18 protein-coding genes are annotated in these 21,360 nt (G+C 50.4%); 15 read left to right on the top strand and 3 right to left on the bottom strand.

Annotated features, from left to right (window positions below; genetic code table 11):
* The first annotated feature begins 105 nt into the window (after window positions 1-105).
* Complete coding sequence (locus FJQ58_RS11000; RefSeq protein WP_139993257.1) at window positions 106-1,080, top strand: aldo/keto reductase; 975 nt, start codon at window positions 106-108, stop codon at window positions 1,078-1,080.
* 132 nt (window positions 1,081-1,212) lie between these two features.
* Here the strand turns inward: FJQ58_RS11000 and FJQ58_RS10995 are convergent, their stop codons facing one another.
* Complete coding sequence (locus FJQ58_RS10995; RefSeq protein WP_139993577.1) at window positions 1,213-1,569, bottom strand: DUF2500 domain-containing protein; 357 nt, start codon at window positions 1,567-1,569, stop codon at window positions 1,213-1,215.
* A gap of 190 nt (window positions 1,570-1,759) precedes the next feature.
* On the opposite strand from FJQ58_RS10995, the gene map reads away from it, so the two are divergent.
* A complete protein-coding gene (gene map / locus FJQ58_RS10990; protein ID WP_139993255.1) occupies window positions 1,760-2,503 on the top strand; it encodes a type I methionyl aminopeptidase in 744 nt (247 codons plus the stop codon).
* Window positions 2,504-2,588: 85 nt separating this feature from the next.
* Window positions 2,589-4,457 carry a DUF2264 domain-containing protein gene (locus tag FJQ58_RS10985; protein ID WP_139993253.1) on the top strand — a complete coding sequence of 623 codons (1,869 nt, stop codon included), beginning with the start codon at window positions 2,589-2,591 and terminating at the stop codon, window positions 4,455-4,457.
* 689 nt (window positions 4,458-5,146) lie between these two features.
* Here the strand turns inward: FJQ58_RS10985 and FJQ58_RS10980 are convergent.
* A complete protein-coding gene (locus FJQ58_RS10980; RefSeq protein WP_139993250.1) occupies window positions 5,147-6,004 on the bottom strand; it encodes an AraC family transcriptional regulator in 858 nt (285 codons plus the stop codon).
* Window positions 6,005-6,246: 242 nt separating this feature from the next.
* On the opposite strand from FJQ58_RS10980, the gene FJQ58_RS10975 reads away from it, so the two are divergent.
* The 5 genes from FJQ58_RS10975 (at window position 6,247) to FJQ58_RS10955 (ending at window position 11,051) form a co-directional block, all read left to right on the top strand.
* Entirely contained in the window at window positions 6,247-7,626 is a 1,380-nt protein-coding gene (locus FJQ58_RS10975; protein WP_139993248.1) for an ABC transporter substrate-binding protein, read from the top strand.
* An 83-nt stretch (window positions 7,627-7,709) separates the two neighbouring features.
* A complete protein-coding gene (locus FJQ58_RS10970) occupies window positions 7,710-8,612 on the top strand; it encodes a carbohydrate ABC transporter permease (RefSeq protein WP_238403977.1) in 903 nt (300 codons plus the stop codon).
* A gap of 12 nt (window positions 8,613-8,624) precedes the next feature.
* A complete protein-coding gene (locus FJQ58_RS10965; protein ID WP_139993246.1) occupies window positions 8,625-9,479 on the top strand; it encodes a carbohydrate ABC transporter permease in 855 nt (284 codons plus the stop codon).
* A gap of 68 nt (window positions 9,480-9,547) precedes the next feature.
* On the top strand, window positions 9,548-10,339 hold the full coding sequence (locus FJQ58_RS10960; RefSeq protein WP_139993244.1) for a histidinol-phosphatase: 792 nt from the start codon (window positions 9,548-9,550) through the stop codon (window positions 10,337-10,339).
* 13 nt (window positions 10,340-10,352) lie between these two features.
* Window positions 10,353-11,051, top strand: a complete 699-nt coding sequence (locus FJQ58_RS10955) for an MgtC/SapB family protein (protein ID WP_139993242.1) — start codon at window positions 10,353-10,355, stop codon at window positions 11,049-11,051.
* A gap of 84 nt (window positions 11,052-11,135) precedes the next feature.
* Here the strand turns inward: FJQ58_RS10955 and FJQ58_RS10950 are convergent, their stop codons facing one another.
* A complete protein-coding gene (locus FJQ58_RS10950; protein ID WP_139993240.1) occupies window positions 11,136-12,917 on the bottom strand; it encodes an ABC transporter substrate-binding protein in 1,782 nt (593 codons plus the stop codon).
* A gap of 127 nt (window positions 12,918-13,044) precedes the next feature.
* On the opposite strand from FJQ58_RS10950, the gene FJQ58_RS10945 reads away from it, so the two are divergent.
* The 7 genes from FJQ58_RS10945 (at window position 13,045) to FJQ58_RS10915 (ending at window position 21,330) form a co-directional block, all read left to right on the top strand.
* The gene (locus FJQ58_RS10945; protein WP_139993238.1) at window positions 13,045-14,550 is read left to right on the top strand and encodes a DUF4153 domain-containing protein; all 1,506 of its coding nucleotides are present in this window, start codon (window positions 13,045-13,047) and stop codon (window positions 14,548-14,550) included.
* A 25-nt stretch (window positions 14,551-14,575) separates the two neighbouring features.
* Window positions 14,576-15,559 (top strand): alpha/beta fold hydrolase, encoded by a 984-nt coding sequence (locus tag FJQ58_RS10940; RefSeq protein WP_139993236.1) that lies wholly within the window; start codon window positions 14,576-14,578, stop codon window positions 15,557-15,559.
* Window positions 15,559-16,413: a metallophosphoesterase gene (locus FJQ58_RS10935; RefSeq protein ID WP_139993234.1), complete on the top strand. Its 855-nt coding sequence runs from the start codon at window positions 15,559-15,561 to the stop codon at window positions 16,411-16,413. The genes FJQ58_RS10940 and FJQ58_RS10935 overlap by 1 nt, the downstream gene beginning before the upstream one ends.
* Before the next feature lie 76 nt (window positions 16,414-16,489).
* Window positions 16,490-17,971: a GNAT family N-acetyltransferase gene (locus FJQ58_RS10930; protein ID WP_162341431.1), complete on the top strand. Its 1,482-nt coding sequence runs from the start codon at window positions 16,490-16,492 to the stop codon at window positions 17,969-17,971.
* Between the two features lie 336 nt (window positions 17,972-18,307).
* Entirely contained in the window at window positions 18,308-19,456 is a 1,149-nt protein-coding gene (locus tag FJQ58_RS10925; RefSeq protein ID WP_139993230.1) for a type III polyketide synthase, read from the top strand.
* Window positions 19,449-20,183 carry a methyltransferase domain-containing protein gene (locus FJQ58_RS10920; protein ID WP_139993574.1) on the top strand — a complete coding sequence of 245 codons (735 nt, stop codon included), beginning with the start codon at window positions 19,449-19,451 and terminating at the stop codon, window positions 20,181-20,183. The genes FJQ58_RS10925 and FJQ58_RS10920 overlap by 8 nt, the downstream gene beginning before the upstream one ends.
* A complete protein-coding gene (locus FJQ58_RS10915; protein WP_139993228.1) occupies window positions 20,170-21,330 on the top strand; it encodes an NAD(P)/FAD-dependent oxidoreductase in 1,161 nt (386 codons plus the stop codon). Before FJQ58_RS10920 ends, FJQ58_RS10915 begins: the two co-directional genes overlap by 14 nt.
* The last annotated feature ends 30 nt before the right edge of the window (window positions 21,331-21,360 follow it).

Genomic DNA, 21,360 nt, shown 5'->3' with positions numbered 1-21,360 from the left:
GGTTTGTTCCTATCATATCAGAATTTGAGCGCGAGTTCCTATTTGAAAGTAGGCTATAATTTAAAATACGGAAAGCTTATTTATGGAAAAAAGGAGCTGATTCACATGCAATATCGCCATCTTGGCCATAGCGGGCTTCAAGTTTCTGCGCTCGGCTTAGGCACGAATGCCTTCGGGAAGCGCGCCGACTTCGAGGCATCCAAAAAAATCATTCATTATGCGCTGGATCATGGCATCAACTTTTTGGATACAGCCAATATTTATGCAGGCACCGAATCGGAGAAAATCATCGGGCAGGTGCTTGAAGGGAACCGGCACAGCGTTGTACTCGCGACCAAAGCGGGATTGCCAAGAGGGGCAGGCGTGAATGAACGTGGCTCTTCCCGTTATCATTTGCAGACGGAGCTTGAAGGCAGCCTGAAGCGGCTCAAAACCGATTACGTGGATCTCTACCAAATTCATACGTTTGATCCGGGGACGCCCTTGGAGGAAACGCTGAGAGCGCTGGAGGATATGGTACGGGCGGGCAAGGTGCGTTACATCGGTGCATCCAATTATTTTGCCTGGGAGCTCATGAAGGCGCTTGGCATAAGCGATCGGCTTGGCTTGAACCGCTTCGTAGCTACGCAGGTCAGCTATTCCCTTGCGGATCGTACGCCTGAGAACGAGCTTGTCCCGATGTGTCTCGATCAAGGCGTTGGCATTATCCCGTATTTTCCGCTTGCGGGCGGCATATTGTCAGGGAAGTATGGCAAAGGGGAGAAGGCACCGGAGGGCTCAAGAGCGCAGACGGATCCGAGCTTTCAGCGATTTCTAAACGAACGAACGATCGGGCTAGGTGATCGGGTTAGCGAGGTTGCAAGCCAGTTGGATTGTACGCCAAGCGTGTTGTCGCTTTCTTGGCTGATTCATCAGCCTGTGGTTTCGACGGTTATCGTCGGAGCATCTAAAGTGGAGCAGCTGGCGGAAAATCTGAAGAGCGCATCGCTTGAGCTATCCGCCGAAATGCTGAACGAGCTGGAGAGCGCCAGCGGCTCTTTCCGCCATGGCGAGCCGTTTGCATTCTATCGTTTACCTTAAATAAGCAAAAAAAGGAGGCGTTTCCGATACGGATGCTGCCTCCTTTTTGCTTTGGTTTTCATTTCGCTTCCTGCTAAACGAGCAACGCTCGGGGTGCAACAAATGGATTGCGACGACGGTTACGTTCTGGCCTCACAACGGTTGCCCGCCCATTTGGCGCTGAAAATCAACGATCCAATCGCCTTGAATGGATGCATAACCCGTGTCACCCTCTACGACCAGTCCGTATAATTTTTTGACGTCGACATATTCCCTGCGCTCGCCGTTATCAAATTCCAGCGTAATGTAGTAATAAGTGCGGGAGGAGCTTCCCGCATGACCAACGTCATTGTGGTTATCGTGGTTATGGAGATTCGTGTGATGGCGAACGTCCATGCGCTTTGACACGACGCGCGCGAATACCGTTTCTTTAGCCGCGCTAGCATTTTTGGCATGGGTGAAGATGCTATAAACAATACCGCCAATGACAATAACGAAAATAACGACCATAAATACAGGGACAAGCGAAATGATGCCAACTCCGCTGCCGGAAAATCCAATTCCATTCACAAGCCTTATCCTCCATAATCTTCTTTTAATGTAGTTAATTTTACTATTGAAACCCTTTGTTTGCTAGTGCGCTATGGTGATTCATGCTAAACTACTGATACTTAAGGAAGAAGAAGGGACGGGTTTTGCCATGACTATAGGATCACAAAAGGATGTTGAAGCGCTTCAGGAAATAGGCCGCATTGTCGCTTTTACGCTGAATGAAATGAAGCGGCAGGCGGTAGCAGGCATGACGACAAAGGAGCTGGATGAGCTTGGCGGCCGTATTTTGCACAGGCACGGAGCGCAATCTTCCCCTATGAAATCATTTCAATTTCCGGGACACACTTGTATCAGCGTAAATGACGAGGTCGCGCATGGCATACCGGGCAGCCGCGTATTGCAGCCGGGCGATCTTATTAATATTGATGTATGCGCGGAGAAAGACGGCTATGTTGCGGATACGGGGCATTCCTTCCAGCTAGCCCCTTATAGCGAGCCAGTGCTGCGGCTGTGCCACCACACTCATCAAACGATGATGAAGGTGATCGGTTCGCTGCGGCATGGCGTGAAAATAAACGAAATCGGGAAAATCATACAACAGGAAGCAAAGCGCGGCGGCTACAGCGTAATTAGTGATTTATGCAGCCACGGCGTGGGCAGAGCCGTGCATGAATGGCCGCAAATTCCGCCGGTTTACAATAAGCATGATCCGCGAACGCTCAAAGCGGGCCTTGTCGTTACGATAGAGCCTTTTCTGTCCACGGGGGCAGACTATGTCGTTGAACAAGCGGATGGATGGACGCTTCGTACGCCGGATAGAAGCTTTGCGGCACAGCATGAGCATACGATTATCATTACGAAGGATAAGCCGATTATTTTGACGGTGGCGTAGTTTGGCTGCTTTTGTATGAGTTTAAAGCATAGCCAGCAAGGATGGATTGACTAGTAATTATGATAATGGCAGAGGAGCCTTTACGATGTTCAAAATAGATCTTCCGATTGCAAGCAATCCCCTTCGTACGAGAGGGGATGTCCAGCAAGCGGTGCGCCAGCTCATTGAGCCGTTAAAGCCGTATTATAGCAGCGGTTCAGCACGGGTGAGCATAGGTAACACAAGTGCTTCCTATGAGGATGCCGTTGCGGGAATGGAAGGTTTCTCACGGGTGCTGTGGGGAATTATGCCTCTCATTTCAGGTGGATCGGAGAGCATCCTGTGGGAGCAAGTGATTCAGGGCATCATTAATGGCACAGATCCGGAGCATGTGGAATATTGGGGAGCCATTAACGACTATGACCAGCGGATCGTCGAGATGGCTGCATACGGACTGGCGCTGGTAATAGCGCCCGACCAGCTTTGGGGCGCCCTTAGCGCGAAGGAGCAGCATAACTTCGCTGCGTGGCTCCGGCAGGCGAGCGACCGGAAGGCGTACGACTGCAATTGGCTGTTTTTTGCGGTGCTTGTCAATCTCGGCTTGAAAGCGGTAGGCGAGCCTTACGATCAAGCGGTGGTGGAGCAAAATCTGGAACGCATCGACGCCTTCTATTTGTCGGATGGCTGGTATGCTGACGGAGTAAAAGCGCATAGCGACTATTACGTGCCGTTCGCCATTTATTACTATGGTCTTTTCTATGCGAAGGTGATGGAGCAGGAGGACCCTGTAAGGTCTGAACGATATAAAAGCAGAGCGTCTGCGTTCGCGAGCGATTTTATTTATTGGTTCGCCGAGGATGGCTCGGCGCTTCCTTACGGCAGAAGCTTGGCTTACCGTTTTGCACAGGCTGCTTTTTGGGGAGCGATGGCTTATGCCGAGGTGGAAGCTATTCCTTACGGCGTACAGAAAGGACTGCTGCTTCGCCAGTTGCGCTGGTGGTTTAAGCAGCCCATTTTCCAGCGTGACGGGACGCTGACAATCGGATACGCCTATCCGAATCTGATTATGGCCGAAAACTACAACTCACCGGGCTCTCCCTACTGGGCGCTCAAAGCCTTCTTGCCGCTAGCGCTTGACGAGAGCCATCCCTTCTGGCAAGTCGAGGAATTGCCGCTGCCCAAGCTGGAACCTATTTCCGTGCAGCCCGCCCCTCATTTGGTCATATGCAGGCAGCCGGAGAAAAGCCATTTGGTTGCGTTTAATACCGGTCATGCGACAACGAATGAGCATACGCATACTTCGGCCAAATATGAGAAGTTTGCCTATTCGAACGTATTCGGCTTTAGCGTGCCGCGCGCGGAATGGGGGCTAGGGCAAGGAGCCTTTGATTCAATGCTAGCGCTGTCTGAAGGGGATAATATTTACCGCGTGAAGCGTAAGAATGAGGAGTCCCGGATAGAGGGGAATATGCTCTATGCTCGTTGGAAGCCATGGGCGGATGTCGAGGTGAAAACCTGGCTAATTGCGGGGGCGCCTTGGCATATTCGAGTTCATTGCATCGACTCCGGCAGGGAGCTTGATACCGCAGATGGCGGCTTTGCGCTCGGGCTTGAAAGCCTGGAGGGTTTGCCGAGAGGGTATAAGACTGAGCAGGATGAGCATGGCGTTCTCGCTGTATGCGCCTGGGGCGTCAGCGGTGTCCGTGTGCTTTATGGACCGGGGCAGGCGGAGCTGATTTATCCCAATTCGAACACGAACCTTATGAATCCGCGGACGGTAATTCCAACCGTTAGGACGAGCTTGCAGCCGGGAGTCCACTTGCTGGTGACGGCGGTTTATGCCGAGCCTGGCAGCAATGAAACCTACGAACAGCAATGGGCGAATGGGCCGGTTGCGGCTGTAAAGGATGGCCAGCTAACGTTGAAGGATAGGGACGGCGGCAAGCTATTATTTTCGCATAATATAGACTTATAGATTATGTGTCTACAATGGGTATTAGTGGATGAAGGAAGCTGCGGATTATTTTTTCAGGGGTCTTCTATGTGTAGTGTTAATTCTATTATTAAGAAATAGATATAAGTTGAAATTGGAAAAACAACTGAAGCGTTGTGGGGAGATCGTTTTGGAGAAACTTTGTGCTCGCATTGCAGCTGTATTTATGTTTTTACCACTCTAATGAGATCATAGAATCTTGCTGCAAAAGCGCCATAATGAATGATCACTCACGTCACGACCAAACTTCAACCTCCACCTCATCCATTACAGAAAGATTATAAAGTTATAACAAAATAGATGCCTCGATTCAATGATTGGGGGACACCTTTTGAATCGTTCGTAACGGATTATGAAATTAGAAGGAAAACCTCCCGCTAATATAACGTTATTTACTTTGAAAATGAAATAGATGGAATTTGTCCCGTTAATCTAACCGTTTCCCGTCATTTCCAGCTGACTGTCATGAATTAACGGGAGAAATTCCAGTTAATAGCCAAGAAAAGCTGGAATTCACTAAATTAGAGGGAGAAAATCCAACTAAATTAAAATGGCAGTCAGTTACAAATCACTATGCACGACAAAATGTTAATTTCTAGCTCTACTTCTATTCATACTAAAAAGCTGCGGCAGCCTCCTAAAACAGGCTGCCGCAGCTTTTTTAATTTTATTTACCCGAAAATGCTCGACGGGCCGCTGGTAAAGGTTTGGCGGTATTTCAGGGGCGAGAGCCCGGTAATTTCTTTGAAAATTCTTCCAAAGTGAGTCAGGCTCTCGTAGCCTACCCGCTCGGAGATATCAGCGACCTTCATCCGGCTTTGGGTTAAGAGCACACGGGCTTCCTTTACGCGGACATTATTCACGTATTCCGTGAACGTAAACCCGGTATTATCCCGGAACAGCTTGCAGAAATAGGAGGGGCTGATATAAAACTCACTAGCGATATGGCTGATGGTGAGCGGCTGCTGGTAGTGATGATTAATATAGTTAACGATTTTGAACACCTTATGATGGACAGAGTGCGTTTCAGTTCTCTCGATGGAGTCGGATTCATTCTTACGGTACATAAAGATTAGGAGCTCAAACAGCAGCGTCTTCAAATAAAACTCGTAGCCGGGCGGCTGGTTGTTAAATTCATGGATCATTTTGTCAAATAACTGTTCCACGAAGGTTTGTTCCTGCCTGCCGAGGCGCATCATATGCTTACCGGTCAAAAAAGTGGACAGAACATCGAAGGTATCGTGGTTTGGAAAAAGTGCGTCGACAAAATCCTTTTTGAAAACAAGCGTAATCCTCTCGAAGGACTCGCCGCTGGAATTGACCAGCTTGTGGATTTCATTAATGTTGATGAACAGCAAAACGCCTCTTACGACAGAATAAACTTGGTCCTCTATAAAGTAGTTGATGGAGCCGGAAATGAGATAAAAAATTTCAAAACCATTGTGATAATGCTGGGCCGGCATGCTGGAATGGAATTTTGTCTCACGACTAATGTCAATTTGGGGTGATTCATAAAAGTTGATTTCCATCAGTTCCCCTCACTTATAGATAAGATTTTACATGAAATTAATAAGAATATATGTTGAAAAAAATCTAAAATGAGTAATATAAGTTGAGAAAATAATACTATCATACGATATACTTCAATTCAATAGGACATAAGCAAGAGGGGAGCAAGAAGAGGCGCAGCAAGGATGTTTTCATAATCTCATCTTCATTTCAAGAATTCAATCACACATCATGTTAATTCTATGTAAAGGTGGAGAGCATCATGGGAAAAGCGAAGGATACAAGCAGGTCAACGAAAAATAAAGCTCAAATCATCGTGGGCGCCGTAACGGCAATGACGGTTATCTTGTCTGCCTGTTCAAGTAATGCGGAAGTTAAGGACGGAAATAAGGCAGCCGGAGCTGAAAAAGCAGAGATCGTATGGGTGATGGCAACCGATCCGGAGAAAAAGCCGTGGCAGGATGCCATGGTCTCTACCTTTGAAGATAGCCATCCGAATATTAAAGTCCGCCTGGAGCTCATCCCTTACGATCAATTTGATCAAAAGCTGACCACGATGATTGCGAGCGGCAATGCGCCGGACGTGTGGAACCCCAATCAGGCAGACAGCGGCTTTGCAACCTATATGAAGATGGGCGCGTTGAAGGATCTCACTCCTTATATTTCCAAAGGGGCGCCGGAGTTGGATACGATGGATCCAAACCTGCTCGACATCTACAAAATAGACGGCAAAAATTACGGCGTGCCGCTCGTCAGCAACGCTACTTATCTTTACTACAATAAGGATTTATTCGATCAAATGAATCTTCCGTATCCAACGACGGATTGGGATGACCAATCCTGGACGAACGAGAAAATGCTGGAGCTGGCGCAAAAGCTGTCCCATGATGTCGGCAATGTGCGGAAGCAGGTTTTTGGATTCTCCAGCTCCCTTAGCCCGAACGCGATGGCGTGGGCGTTCGGCGGCGATATGTTTAAGCCGGAGGCCTATACGACAGGGACGATGGGTGAGCCTGATTTGCTAAATCCTAAAAATGTCGAAGCGCTGCAGTTCAATGTGGACCTTATTAACAAATACAAAGTCGCTCCTAACGCACAAACCGTAGCAGCGGCAGCTCAATTGGGCGATCCGTTCATGACGGGTACAGTCGCAATGTATATTAGCGGCGGCTGGGGTCTTGGATCGTACAAGCAGGCGGATTTCCGCTGGGGAGTAGCAGCCGTGCCTTACCATGAAGGCCGCAAAGTTACGCTTTACGTTGATCCTTGGTCCGTATCGGCAACTAGCAAGCATCCGGATGAAGCGTGGGAGTTCGTCAGGCATCTGGCTAATCCGCAGGAAGGCGGAGGAGCCTACCGTTACATGAACGAAGTAGGACGTACGCCGGCGGATTCAAGCTTGTTTGAGGACTGGTACGCTAAGATGGCGAAGGAGATTGGCATGGAAACGGCCGACTTCAAGCAAGTGCATGAGGGCTCGATCAAATACGGACGCGAAGCGGAAAATCATTTGATCGTCAAATTCAATACGATTCTCTCGACGATTAATCAGACCATGCCTACCGTATGGAATGGGGATAAAACTGTGGAGGAAGGCTTGAAGGCGCTGAATGAAAATCTCCATTCCCTGAAATTGAACTAATCGTATTTGCATATGACGGAAACAGTGCATGCCGGTTCTTTGGAGTTTGGCGGAGAATCGGCTGGCGCGAAGGAGGCAGACCGGTGAGAAAGTTAACGATGGAAATGAAACGAGAGGAACGCGCATTTTGGGTTTTCATTTTGCCCTGGCTGATAGGATTCATTGTATTTACAGGTGGCCCCATACTCGTCTCTTTATTGCTCAGCTTCACGGAATACAATGTCATCTCTTCGCCGAGCTATATCGGAATAGACAATTACAGCTCGTTATTCCAAGACAAGCTGTTTTATAAATCTTTGCTGGTCACGTTATATTACAGCGTGATGTCGGTGCCGTTCACGATCATTACCTCGCTTGTTATTGCTGTGCTGCTTAATACGAAAATACGGGGGCAATCGCTGCTTCGGACTGTGTACTATGCGCCAAGCATTATTTCCGGCGTGGCGGTATCCTTTCTATGGTCTTGGCTGCTTAATCCGCAGTTTGGCGTGGTCAATTCCCTGTTATATGACTGGTTCGGCATCGTTGGGCCAGGCTGGTTCACGAGCTCGGCGACGGTCGTGCCATCGATGGTGCTCATGCAGCTGACGGCATCGGGAAGCACGATGGTCATCTTTCTCGCGGCGCTGCAATCGCTTCCGGCGGACCTCTATGAATCAGCTTCGATCGATGGCGCAGGGCGGTTTACGAAATTCGTGAAAATCACCGCGCCTATGATATCGCCGGTCATTCTCTTTAATACGATCATTTCGATGATTGCTTCGCTGCAGGTATTTACGGAAGCCTATGTCATTACTAAGGGCGGTCCGGATTATAACTCGTATTTCTATGTGTATTATTTGTTCGATACGGCTTTCAAACAGTTCCGGATGGGCTACGCATCGGCGCAGGCCTGGATATTGTTCATCATTATTTTTGCGTTGACGGTCGTATCGCTATTAGCCTCCAAGAAGTTTATTCACTATGAATACGATCCCAAGAAATAGGAGAGAAGGCCAATGAAACGAAAAACGTATATCCATGGGCAACTGCGGCCTGCTGAGAAGCTGCTCGTTTATATTCTTTTGGGCGCAGGAGCTATTTTGTTCGCGTTTCCGTTATTCTGGATGCTCTCCACTTCCTTGAAGTCGCCTGGAGACATACACAAAGTGCCGATGGTATGGATACCTGCCAAAATACAATGGGCCAACTATAAGCAAATCTTTATCGATGCGCCGATGGGGAATTATTTGTGGAATTCCATTTGGTATACGGGGATAACGGTCGTTGGAACGGTCATTACGTCCTCCATGGCTGCATTCGCCTTTGCCCGCATGAAGGCGCGCGGCAGCATCTTGTTATTCGGCTTGGTGCTCAGCACGATGATGATTCCGTCGCAGGTTACGCTCATTCCTCAGTATTTGCTGTTTAATAAGCTGCACTGGACCGGAACCTATCTTCCGCTCGTGATTCCAGCTTTTACGGCAAGCGCCTTTACGATTTTTCTGATGCGGCAGTTCTATCTGGGTATCTCCAGAGAGCTGGATGAAGCGGTGAAAATCGACGGCGGAAGCCACTTTGTCATGTATTTCCGCATCCTCATTCCGCTGTCCGCACCAGCTTTTGCGACTGCGGCCATTCTGGAGATGATGTCGCGGTGGAACGATTTATTCGGTCCGCTGATTTATTTAAATGATGGGGCGAAATATCCGCTGTCGCTCGGCTTAGTGAATTTCACGGCCGCTTACGGAGCAACCCCATGGCATTTATTGATGGCGGCTTCGCTTGTTGCTGTGCTGCCGCTGCTTATTATCTTTTTCTTTGCCCAGAAATATTTCATTCAAGGCATCGTTATTTCAGGCTCCAAAGGCTAATGAACGCTTCGGAATGAACTTCCCCAGCCTTTAGCAATCCTACTTTTTCATCATACGGAGGGACACTCATGACATTTGATTTTCACACCCATCATGACCGCTGCGGGCACGCCGTTGGCACAGTTGAAGAATATATCCAAGCTGCAATCGATAAAGGACTGACGATCATTGGCATTTCCGACCATACGCCACTGTTCGCGGCAGAAGAGGACAGACCTTCCCTGCAGGGCTGTATGGCCAAAAGCGACTTTGTTCCTTATATTCAAGAGGTTCTCTCTCTTAAAGAGAAGTATCAAGGACAAATCGAGGTGATGCTCGGAATCGAAGCCGATTTTCTGCCGCAGCATCTGGAGCTTTACCGCAATATTCTTGCTTCTCAGCCGTTTGATTATGTTATCGGCTCCGTACATGAGTTTGGCGGAATTGGCTTGTACGATTCCGAGTTCTGGGATGGACTGACAGCGCAAAGAAAGCTGGAAGTGAAAAATTTATATTATGATTATGTGGCGCAATCGGCCAGCTCAGGGCTATATGATATTTTAGGACATGTAGATGCGCTTAATCGTTATTTCTCCGACTATCCGGATCTTCGGACAGAAATGGCGGATGCCATGCTTCAAACGATCGCTCGGCATGATGTTGCTATTGAAATCAATTCCTCTGACGATAACTGGGTGCCAGGTCCTTATGTGCTGGAGCGCGCCTTGCATTATGGGATTAAAGTGACCTTTGGCTCGGATGCCCATGAACCTGAGCGTGTAGGTGACCACTTTGAGGCGGTGCGCGACCAGCTCAAAATGATCGGCTTCAAGGAATGGGCAATTTTCCGCAAGCGCAATCGAATGATGATTTCGTTGTAGGCTGGCAGAGGCCATGGACAATCCTTGGTTTATCGACAACAGCATGATTTTGATCCGATTGCTGCTTGCCGTGCTGCTTGGCGGTCTCATTGGATTTGAACGGGAATTCAACCATCATCCCGCAGGCTTTCGTACGCATATTTTGGTCAGTCTGGGTTCGGCTCTTATTATGATGTTGTCCATTTACGGCTTTGCGGATTTTATTAAGGAAGAGAACGTTCGGGTAGACCCCGCGCGGCTGGCAACGGCCGTGATCACCGGCATCGGCTTCTTAGGCGCAGGCACTATCATGTTTACGGGAAAAGCGATTAAGGGATTAACGACAGCAGCCTCGCTTTGGGTCGTGGCTTCCATCGGGCTTGGCATCGGTGCTGGATTTTATTTTGCGACGATTGCGGCTACGGGGCTGGTTCTGATTAATTTGTTTGTGTTCAACATTATTGAGAAAAGGTTCCTGAGGAGCAAGAAGGTCCGCAAGCTCGTCATTCAGGCGGAGAATAGCCCTGACCTGCTTGAAAACATATCGGTCAGCCTGATTGCGAATGCGATGAAGACGCATAAGATGAGCCTGCTGGAGCGTAAATCCTCCGAAGGCGAGGCGGATTTCACCGAGGTTCAGCTGCATATCGTCGTTCCTCGCAAGCTGGAGCCGGGCAAGGCGATCGTAGAGTTTAAGAAGATCAGCGGCGTCTTCGCCGTCTCCATTGAATAAGTAACCAAAAAGAGCAGCCGCAGGAGGGAGTTTTCCCGATGCAGCTGCTCTTTTTGGTATTTTTGCCATCTAATCCGAGGAAGGCTATCTGAACCATATATCCCGGAACCGTACCCAGCCCAGCGATTCGAGAGCGATCCCGCGGACGGAGTGATGAAAGGCGGTCTTTAGATGCTTGCGGTAAAGAAACATTAGGCTGTGTCGGCGTTTCAGCTCGGCTTCGATGCTTTGGAAAATAACCATTCTTCCCTTCGCGTCAGGCTCGGCTAAAATCTGCTGCAGGCTCAGCTCCAGCATGCTGTAGGTTTCAGGGGCGGCATGCTGCTGCATGCTCTTATACAAATCGATGAGCCGCAGCTCCCGATGCTCGTCGAGCATGACCGCAAACAGCAGAAAATCGGCTGACATCCGTGCCTGTCCTTTAAACTGCTCCGCTTCAATAAGGCTAATCTCAATGGTGACGCCAAAATGCGCGCAAACTTGCTTAATTTTATTAGCATCGGCCGCGTATTGCGGTATCGTTGCCAAAGTGAGCGTTTCTCCGTTATAACCAGCTTCGGCAAGCTTTGCTTTCACCTCAGCGGGACTATAGATGAAAGGGGCAGCTTGCTCCTCTCCATGAAGCCAGAAGCTGTCTACTCCTTCAATGACGTCCCCTGATAACAGTTGGAGCAGCTGTACCCGATCAATGGCAAGATCGATGGCGGCGCGAATGGCCGGATTTGCGAGAAGCCCATCCTTCTGCTCGTTCACTGTTATGAACTTGCAGGTCATGCCGGATTGCCTAACCTGCTGCCAGCGTTCGGCAGCTGTGTCGGACAGCCTTGCGTTATGCATGACCTGGAAGGATTGCAGCTCGGCATGATTATCCTGCGCGCTATCGCCCGTCACCGTCCATACCTCTACCCGGTCAAGGAATGCCCTCCCCTGAAAATAGGCGGCGAACGCCTCCAAAATCCAGACGCCTTGCTCATTTCCGGCGAAGCGGAAAGGGCCCGTTCCAATCGGGCGATCGCCAAAATGATCACCCGCTGCGTCACACGCATCTTGGGGAACAATGGATGCCCGATTAGTCGTGAGGAAAGGAAGAAAGGCTTCGTTGCGCTCGGACAATTGAATGCGGATAGTCGTGTCATCCGGCGTATCCATAGCGACGATATTGGAATAAACCCAGCTGTACAAGCCTTGCGGCGCCAGCCGCTTAAGCCGTTCAAGCGAATATTTGACATCCGAGGAATCGAGCTCGCGCCCGTGATGAAACATAATTCCTTTGCGCAAATAAAACGTCCAGCGCGTCCGCGATTCATTCACCTCCCACGCATGGGCAAGGTGAGGTAGAATCTGCTCGCCCTTCGGGTCGATGCGCACCAGTCCGTCGAACAGCTGATTGACGAGATGGGATTCCCCCGTATAATGAATGGCTGCCGGATCAAGCGAGAAGATCGTTTGCGGAAGCGGGAAACGCAAAATATCGGTTCGCCGCTTGCCCTGCACCTCGGAGTGGAAGCCGAACTGGCCAGATAGCCATTCCTGGAATTGATCACGAAGCAGAGGAGAATCCTCTGCCTGCTGCAGCAGCTCCAGCGCCGAATGTAAATCCTGCTTCTGCATCATTTCCTGCGCTTCAAGCAAAGCGATTTGTTCCTTGCTGGCAAGGAAGGTAAGGGCAGAGCGGTTGCCTCTCCCACGCCGAGGCTCCCAAGAGAGCCATTCTTCTTGCTGCATTCGCTTGAGCAGCAATACCATATTCCGATGTGTGCAATCCAGCAAATTTGCCAGCTCCTGCGTAGTGGCTTCAAAGGGAGAATGCTCGGAAATAGCGGGAAAGGAACACCTTAATGCCAAGTAATGCCTTCGTATTTTCATGCAAAAGACTCCCGTCTTAAAATATGAAATTTACCAATTATAACTTACACTTTTTGTTCTTGTTTTCTAGGTTACAATAAAAGGAGGAAATTAACAAATCGAGTTTTTGAAAATGGAGTGATCGTGTATGGGAGATCTTGCACCATGGCAAAAACGATATGAAAAAATGGTTGTTCTTGCCCTTTTGTTCGGTCTGCTAAGCCAGTATTTGTTCGTTGGCGCACCTGCCGGTATTTCAGTTATGGTGTTTGTTGCTAGTTTTTATGGCTTGTTCTTCTATTCGGTTCAAGGCAGGCTCGGCGGATTTGAAAAATGGCAGGGGCAGGCGAGCTCCGGTTGGCTTCTCTTTATTCCTATTTTTTTGCTTGCCTTGACGTATACGCTTTACGCAAACATTCTGTTCCGGTTTTTGAACTTTTTTGCTTTATTCGCGCTGATTGTTGCGCAAACGGCAGTGATGACCAGCAGCAGTACAAAGCCCTGGTACAGGGGAGTCTTTTATATCGAGCTTTTATTTCTGGCACTATTGAAGCCATTCGCCTTCATTGGCGTGCCATTTACCCTGCTGACGGATCGTTTGCGAAATAAAGAGAAGGGGAGCGGAACCGGCAGAGGCAAGGTAGGCAAAATATTGCTTGGCCTGCTCATCTCAGCACCGATTCTGATCGTCGTCGTTTCTTTGCTCGCTTCGGCGGATGAAATTTTTATGTCATGGCTGTCGGGCATTCCGAATCTGTTTGGGGACTTCTCCTTTGGCAACGGCTTTTGGCGGATCGTGGTGGGCGCCTTTATCGGCTGCTATGCCTTTTGCTACATATGGGGGCTGCTCTTCAGGAATCCGAAGGAGCAGGCGAGCGTGTCCGCGCCAGTTCCGCAAGCTTCCGCATTATATGCGAGGGGCCGAATCGAATTTGATCCCCTTACAGCGGGCACATTTCTAATTGCGATTAATCTCGTTTATGTGTTGTTTGTCGTCATTCAGTTTTCCTACTTGTTTGGAGCGGCGAACGGGCTGCTGCCCGAAGGGGCGGCGTATGCGGAATATGCACGCAGAGGCTTTGCCGAATTGGTGATGGTCGCTTTAATCAATGTTGGGCTGCTGATGTGCGGCCTCCATTTAATTCGGCGCACAACCGCTGTCGCGGAGCTGGTTCGCAAGCTGTCGCTTACGGTACTCATCGGCTGTACCATTGTCATGCTTGTGTCAGCATACAGCAGGTTATCGTTGTATGAAGAAGCCTACGGCTTTACCCAAACGAGATTGCTGGTGCATGGCTTTATGCTGTACCTTGGCGTGCTGCTCGCAATCGCCATGCTGCGGATTTGGAAAGAGCGTTTCTCCATGGGCAAAGCCTATATTGGCGTGTCGGTGATCGCCTTTGTCCTGATGAATTATATGAATGTTGATGCAAGAATCGCGGAGAAAAATATCGGCCGCTTCGAGCGGACCGGCAATATTGATGTAGGTTATCTGGGCATGCTGTCCACGGATGCGGCGCCTCAGCTGTTGAAGCTGCGAGAGAAGCATCCTGAAATAAAAGGGTTACATGAAGTCGTGGAGCTCTTGCAGGAGCATGCCCGGAATCACGACAAATGGCAATCGTGGAATTTATCTAAGCAAAGGGCAAAGTAATGACATAAAAGCGAGGTAATCGGCTATGCCCAAAATATCAGCATTAGACCGGAGCAGCCGGCTGCTCCTCTCTGTAATCGGATTTCCGCTGACGCTTGCTCAGTGCCTTGTAACTGCGCATGAGCAGCGGAAGTATGAACCAGAGGGCTGGCAGGCGGATATAGGCTCACGCAAGCTTTATGTAAATGTTACGGGGCAGGGCACTCCCACGATTGTTTTGGAGGCAGGGATGGGCGGCTGCTCCCTTGACTGGTCGCTTGTCGTCCCTGCATTGTCGGAAATGGCAAACGTGATTGCGTATGACCGAGCAGGCTTTGGCTGGAGCGCAGCGTCGCCCAGCCTTCCAACGTGCGCCGCTTATGTGGAGGATCTTCGGGCCCTGCTGAGAACGCTTGGCGCGGCGCCGCCCTATTTGCTGGTCGGTCATTCTTATGGGGGCTTAATCATGAGATTGTTTGCTTCGCAGTACCCGGAGGAGACATGCGGCCTTGTTCTGGTCGACGCTGCCCATGAGGACCGTTACTTGCAGGAGCAGGGCAGTGTGCAGAGGCAAGAACAGCTTAAGGCTTCCCGGAAGCGGTACAGGCTCGGCTATTTGCTGGCACCGCTGGGCATTCCCAGAATGTTAAAGCAGCCTATCGGCTCGAAGCGGCTGCCTGCTCAGTGGGGTGCTCAGGTCCGTGCGCTTGGTTATCGCCCGGGGGCGTACCGAGCCGCTTATGCGGAGCTGCTTGCTCTAGCGGAAAGCGGGCGGCAGCTTAAGGATGCCCGTCCGCTTAGCCAAGACCTGCCTGTTGTTGTCCTGAGTGCAGGCCTGCAGAACGAAGAATGGCTTCAGGATCAGCAGAAGCTGCTGCATTTGACCCGCCGCACAAAACAGATTATCGTTGAATGCAGCTGGCACTCCATTCATATTCATGAGCCGGCTGCAGTTATTGACGCTATTAAAAATTTGCTATATGAACTAAAATGGCCAGTGCATAGCATGAAAGCAAGGAGTTTGATGTGATGAAAAGGAAGAAAAAGCGATTGCTCGTTTATGCCCCACTCTCGATTATCGCGCTCCTCATATTTCTTTATTTCGAGAACAACGCCATAGGCATTACCAAATACAAACTAAGCTCATCCAAGCTGCCGGAGGGCTTCGACTCCTACCGCATCGTTCAGCTAACGGATTTGCACAGCAAATCCTTCGGCAAGGAGCAGGAGACGATTACCCGCAAAGTCAAGCAGCTGAGGCCTGATCTGATTGTCATGACGGGGGACTTGGTGGACAGCAGAAAATACGAGACTGAAGCAAGCCTGACGCTTATGCGCAACATGACCGAGCTGGCTCCCGTTTATTACGTCACGGGCAATCACGAGTGGGGCCCTAAATTCCCTCCGCTTGCCAAGAGTTTAAGGGAACTAGGCGTGCACGTCATGCGCAACCAAAGCGAGCTCGTAAAGCTGGGCGAGGGCTTCATTCGGATCGCAGGCGTCGATGATCCTACCTTTAACCATAAGGCGGATGGGGATGTCGCTAGACTAAATGAGCATATGGCAGCTGCTCTGGAGGGCGTAGACCGTGCGGAGAATGTCTATACCGTATTGCTGTCTCACCGGCCGGAGCTGTTTTCCGTATACGCTCAGGATCGCATAGATGTCACTTTCTCCGGCCACGCGCACGGTGGACAGGTCCGGCTGCCATTCATCGGCGGGCTGGTTGCTCCCGGGCAAGGATTTCTCCCCAAGTATGACGGGGGAAAATATGAGGAAGACGGGGCCACGATGATCGTCAGCCGCGGACTCGGAAACAGCATCATTCCGCAGCGGTTATTCAACCGGCCGGAGGTTGTGCTCGTTACGCTGTCCCGTCCATGACGATAAACCTTGATTGAGGCGCTTCGCTTTTTTTGAACGATATCATCCTAACTATAATAATAAGAGGTGCTTACAAGTGAGCCATTCCTTAACGATAGAAACAGAGGCCATTACCTTAAGGCCATTTGCCATACAGGACTTCGACGAGCTTTACCAGTTGACCAGGCAACCCGAAATTACCGATATTTTGCCAGACTGGGATATGACGAAGGAGCAATTAAATGATTTCATGAGTTTTGTTATTGGGAGCTATGAGCAGTTTAACCCCGCTGATGTGCGGATATTGTTAGCCGTAGAGCATAATAACGACAAACGGCTGATCGGCTGGTGCGGCGTATTTCCCAATGATTTGCTAGACCCGTCGGTCAGGGAGGTGGCGTATGCTATTTCCAAGGATTATCGGAACCAAGGCTTTAGCACAAGCGCGGTTGAAGCGATCCTCTCGTTCGTTTTTCAGAAAACAGAGCTTGAACAAATTACTGCCATCGTTAAGCCGTTTAATGGAGCGTCGAGGCGAGTCGTCGAGAAAGCAGGCTTTCAGCATCTAAAGCGTGTCCGGCTGTCTGACGAAGTGGAATACGATTATTTTCAGCTGGAGAAGTGGATTTGGAAGGGAGTGGGCGAAATGGATTCCTTAATCGTGCGCAAAGCGACCCTGGAGGATGCTGAATCATTGGCTGGCCTGATGCGAATAACCTTCGATAACGAAAGGGCAAAATGGCTTTCAGTGGATGCAACACCGGATAATAATCTTTGCCCGCCTGGCTACGATTCCGTTGAGATGCATGCCTTTGCGATAAGGCATTCGGATTATTTCTCCATCCTGTTTGAAGGGCAAATCATCGGCGGGATCAACATTCATTATGCAGGCAGCAGGCATGCGAGAGTAGACAAGCTGTTTATTGCTCCCGGCTTTCAGGGGAAAGGTCTCGGGTCGTGGGTTCTCGCGCTCGTTGAAGCGCTGTTTCCCGCCGTATCGATTTGGAAGCTGGAAACCTCGAGCAAGCAGCTAAGCAATCACCGTTTTTATGAAAAGGCGGGTTATGTGCGTACCTATGCCTCCGATTGGGAGTTTGGCTTCGAGAAACAAGTGGGCATCCCAGCTGAGTCAGAGCACGCTCGATTCGAAGATCGGGACCTAACGCAGGCCTCTTTTGAGAACTGCGCGATGAGTGGAGCCGATTTCTACAATATGAACATGGAAAGCGGCGTATACAGCAACAGCAATATGAAGAGCAGCAGATTTACGGATTGTAACCTGAGCGGCTCCAAATGGATGAACCTGAATCTTACGCAAGCGCTGCTAGCTGATCTTAGGCTGAGCAACAGCGAGATCGGTTTTGTTTCTTTGGACGGTGCTTATATCCATGACACGAATCTTGGCCAAGGGAAGCAGCCGATCCGGTTTGAACGATGCGATTGGAGCAGCAGTGAATTAAAGGACTGCAATCTCTCCAATGTAAGCCTGCAGCAGTGCAATCTGGCGGGGATGAAAATTAACGATATCCCAGTGGAAGAATTGCTGCGTGTATACGAGCAGTCGCTTAAAGTGAAATAAAGGATTTAGTTTTGGTTGTTTTGCCAACTCATTCGTTTATTTTGAACAAAAAGAGACCCACAGCATTCGGTGCTGTGGGTCTTCACTATATATATTACAAAAGGGGGTTGTTTTTATTATAGGCGGCTTTCATTAAAACCAGATGAAAATTAGATTTCAAGTTCATTACAAATCTTTGGAAATCGTTGTAATATTCTTATACATATCGGAAAGATGCTTGGAATAGACTTTCTAAAAGCAGGAAACTTGTCCGTTTGAGGCAATGAGCAGGCGGATCGGCCGCCGTGGATTGCAAGGATAAGTTTAGGAAGGTCTAGAGAGGATGGATGTAACGAGATGACGCCTACAACTTCAAGTATTGCAATATTAGGCATAGGTACGGCCGTACCGCCATATTTGCTGGATCAAGCTGATACTGCAAGGAGGCTTGTGGAAGCGTTAAGCGACAAGCCGGACTCCGCGCGTTGGGGGAGAAGAATCTTTAAGCAGTGCGGCGTGCAAAGCCGGTACACTTGCGAGCCGAACCTGCTCGAGGAAGCAGCGGACTGCCGCTACTTGCCAAGCGGTTCTCCTGCGGATGCACCTTCTACGGCGGAACGCATGGCTGTATATAAGCGGGAGTCGGTGCCGCTTGGATTGCAAGCGGCAAGACAAGCCTTGGCAGATGGAGCCGTAGAGCCCTCGGCGATTACCCATCTGATTACGGTCAGCTGCACGGGGCAGTTTTTGCCCGGTATGGATGCGGTGCTAATTCATGAATTAGGGCTGGCCTCCACGGTAACCAGAATTCCGCTTAATTTTCTAGGCTGCGCTGCCGGCCTGAAGGCGATTGGCCTATCGCGGCAAATCGTGAACAATGACAGTCATGCGAATGTATTAGTCGTATGCGTGGAGCTTTGTACGCTCCATATCCAGCCTTCAGGCGATCGCGAGTCTTTGTTTGCCGCTTCCTTCTTTGGGGATGGGGCCTCCGCCTGTGTGATCGGCTCGAGCAAGCTCCATCATAAGCCGTTATTCAGGCTTGGACAGGAGCACTCCGTCTTGCTGCCGGATTGTGCTGAGGAAATGGTCTGGGAGGTGGGCAACCATGGCTTTGACTTATATCTCTCCCCACATATTCCGAGACTGATTGGCGAATTTATCCCGGCAGAGGTGGAGCGGTTATGCGGAGACGAAGAGCTGGAGCTATGGGCGATCCATCCTGGCGGGAAAGGGATTGTCGATAACCTTCAAAGCGAGTTTGGTCTATCCGACAGCCAAACTGCACATAGCCTTGGCGTGCTAAGGGATTACGGCAATGTCTCATCCGCTACCATTTTGTTTGTGCTGCAAGCGATGAGAAGCCATCTGCAGGACATAGGATCAGCAGCTGCCAGCGGCATAGCGCTCGCATTCGGGCCCGGCCTTACGGCAGAAATGATAAAAATTGCTTATGTACCCGCGGTTTTAGCCCAGGAGCAGCCTGTAGGTGAGGCTTATGTCTAACCGTCTGCGCTACCGGGCGGAGTCGGCGGAGCTCATGGACGATTTCACCATCGGGGGTGAAGAGCTTCATGAAGCGCTGCGTCAGCTCCGTCTATTAAATCGCATTTTTGCAGCATCGGCCCCAACGCTTTATGGCATTAAGCAGCTGTGGGAGAAGGCCAATAAGCCAAGCCGGTTGTCTGTTCTTGATGTTGGCGCGGGCTCTGGTGACGTAAACCGGCGGCTGCTTAGGTGGGCGGACGAGCAGAACATTGAGCTGGCGATTACGCTAGTTGACGTAACGGAGGAGGCATGCGAGGAGGCTAGGCTTTTTTTTCAAAAAGAGCCAAGGGTACAGGTTAAACAGGGTGACTTATTCACATTGCCTAAGGACAGTGCGGATATTGTGACAGCGACGCAATTGTTGCATCATTTCCCGGACGAGGAGCTGCCGGATGCGGTTGCAAGCATGCTTGGAGCAGCACGGCTCGGCATTGTCATTAACGATATCCACCGCCACTGGCTGGCTTGGTCTGCGGTTTGGCTGACGACTCGCATGATCTCATCCAATCGGTATATTTTGAACGACGGTCCGTTGTCGGTAGCGAAAGGTTTTCGCACGGAGGATTGGAAGCGACTTGGGGAGAAGCTTGGCTTATCCGGCATCAACTGCCAGTGGCGGCCTTTGTTTCGCTATTCGGTCATCATTGAGAAGCAGAAGGAACGTACAACTGATGGGCTTGAGTAAAGTACCTGGAAAGGTCGATGTAGCTGTGCTGGGTGCCGGACTCGCGGGAAGCAGCGCAGCCAAGGCGCTGGCCGACAAAGGCTGGGAAACGCTGCTGCTCGACCGTCAGACGTTTCCGAGGCATAAGGTGTGCGGGGAGTTTCTTTCGCCGGAGACACAAAGCACTTTGCAAGCTTTAGGCATTAGCGAACCGGTTTCGGGACTTGGGCATTGCGAGATTGAGCGAATAAAGCTTATTTTCGAAAATGGGGCTGAGACGGAGATCGAGCTTCCCGCCAGGGCGTGGGGGCTAAGCCGATATGTATTGGATGAAGGACTTCATCAAGCCGCGCTGCATGCGGGTGCCGTCCTTCAGACGGGGACGGCTGTGACAGCCGTGCGCACAACCGACCGTGGTTACCTCATTGAAACAAAGCAGGGCAGTGAAATGAATGTTTTTGAAGCAAGAGCGGTCATTGGGGCATGGGGAGCCAACCAGCGGGCAGGGCTTCCTGGTTATCAAAGGCAGCCTGCCGGGAAGGCTGCTTATGTTGGAGTTAAATCCCATTTTCGAGGCGTGAAGATGGAGCCGATTGTGGAGCTTTATTTTTTTCGCGGCGGTTATTTGGGCTTATGCCCCGTGGAAGGCGGGGTCGTCAACGCCTCAGCGCTGCTGGAACGGGGGACAGCGGCGAATGCGGGAAAATCGATTCTCTCCATCATCTATGGAGCAGCGCAGCGCAATGCCAAGCTTTACGAGAAGCTGAAGGACGCTGAGCCCGTTCCGGGAGCACAGGCTGCTGTAGCGCCTGTTTACCTAAACCGCAAGCCGGTGGCCTGGGATCAGCTTCCGCTCCTTGGGGATTCAGCGACGATGATTCCGCCGCTGTGCGGAGACGGCATGTCTATGGCGCTGCGATCGGCAGCATTATGCGTTCCGCTGGCGGACCGCTATTTGCGCGGGCAATCCTCGCTGGGGCAATGGCAGCAGGACTATGCACGCTCTATCACGGAGGAGTTTAGGGGACCGCTGCGCTGGGGCGGCTTGCTGCAGCGGGTGGTTGAAATGCCAGCGCTTGCCGCGTGCCTGCCCCATGCCGCAAGACTGGCCCCGGGCGCGGCGAGAGCGCTTATTCAAGCGACCAGACTAAAGCCGTTTCCGATGTAGATGGCATGTAGAACGAGCAAATAAAGGCTG

The sequence above is a fragment of the Paenibacillus paridis genome, from assembly GCF_006345825.1.
GTDB lineage: Bacteria > Bacillota > Bacilli > Paenibacillales > Paenibacillaceae > Pristimantibacillus > Pristimantibacillus paridis.
This window is presented reverse-complemented; position numbering and strand designations above follow the sequence as displayed.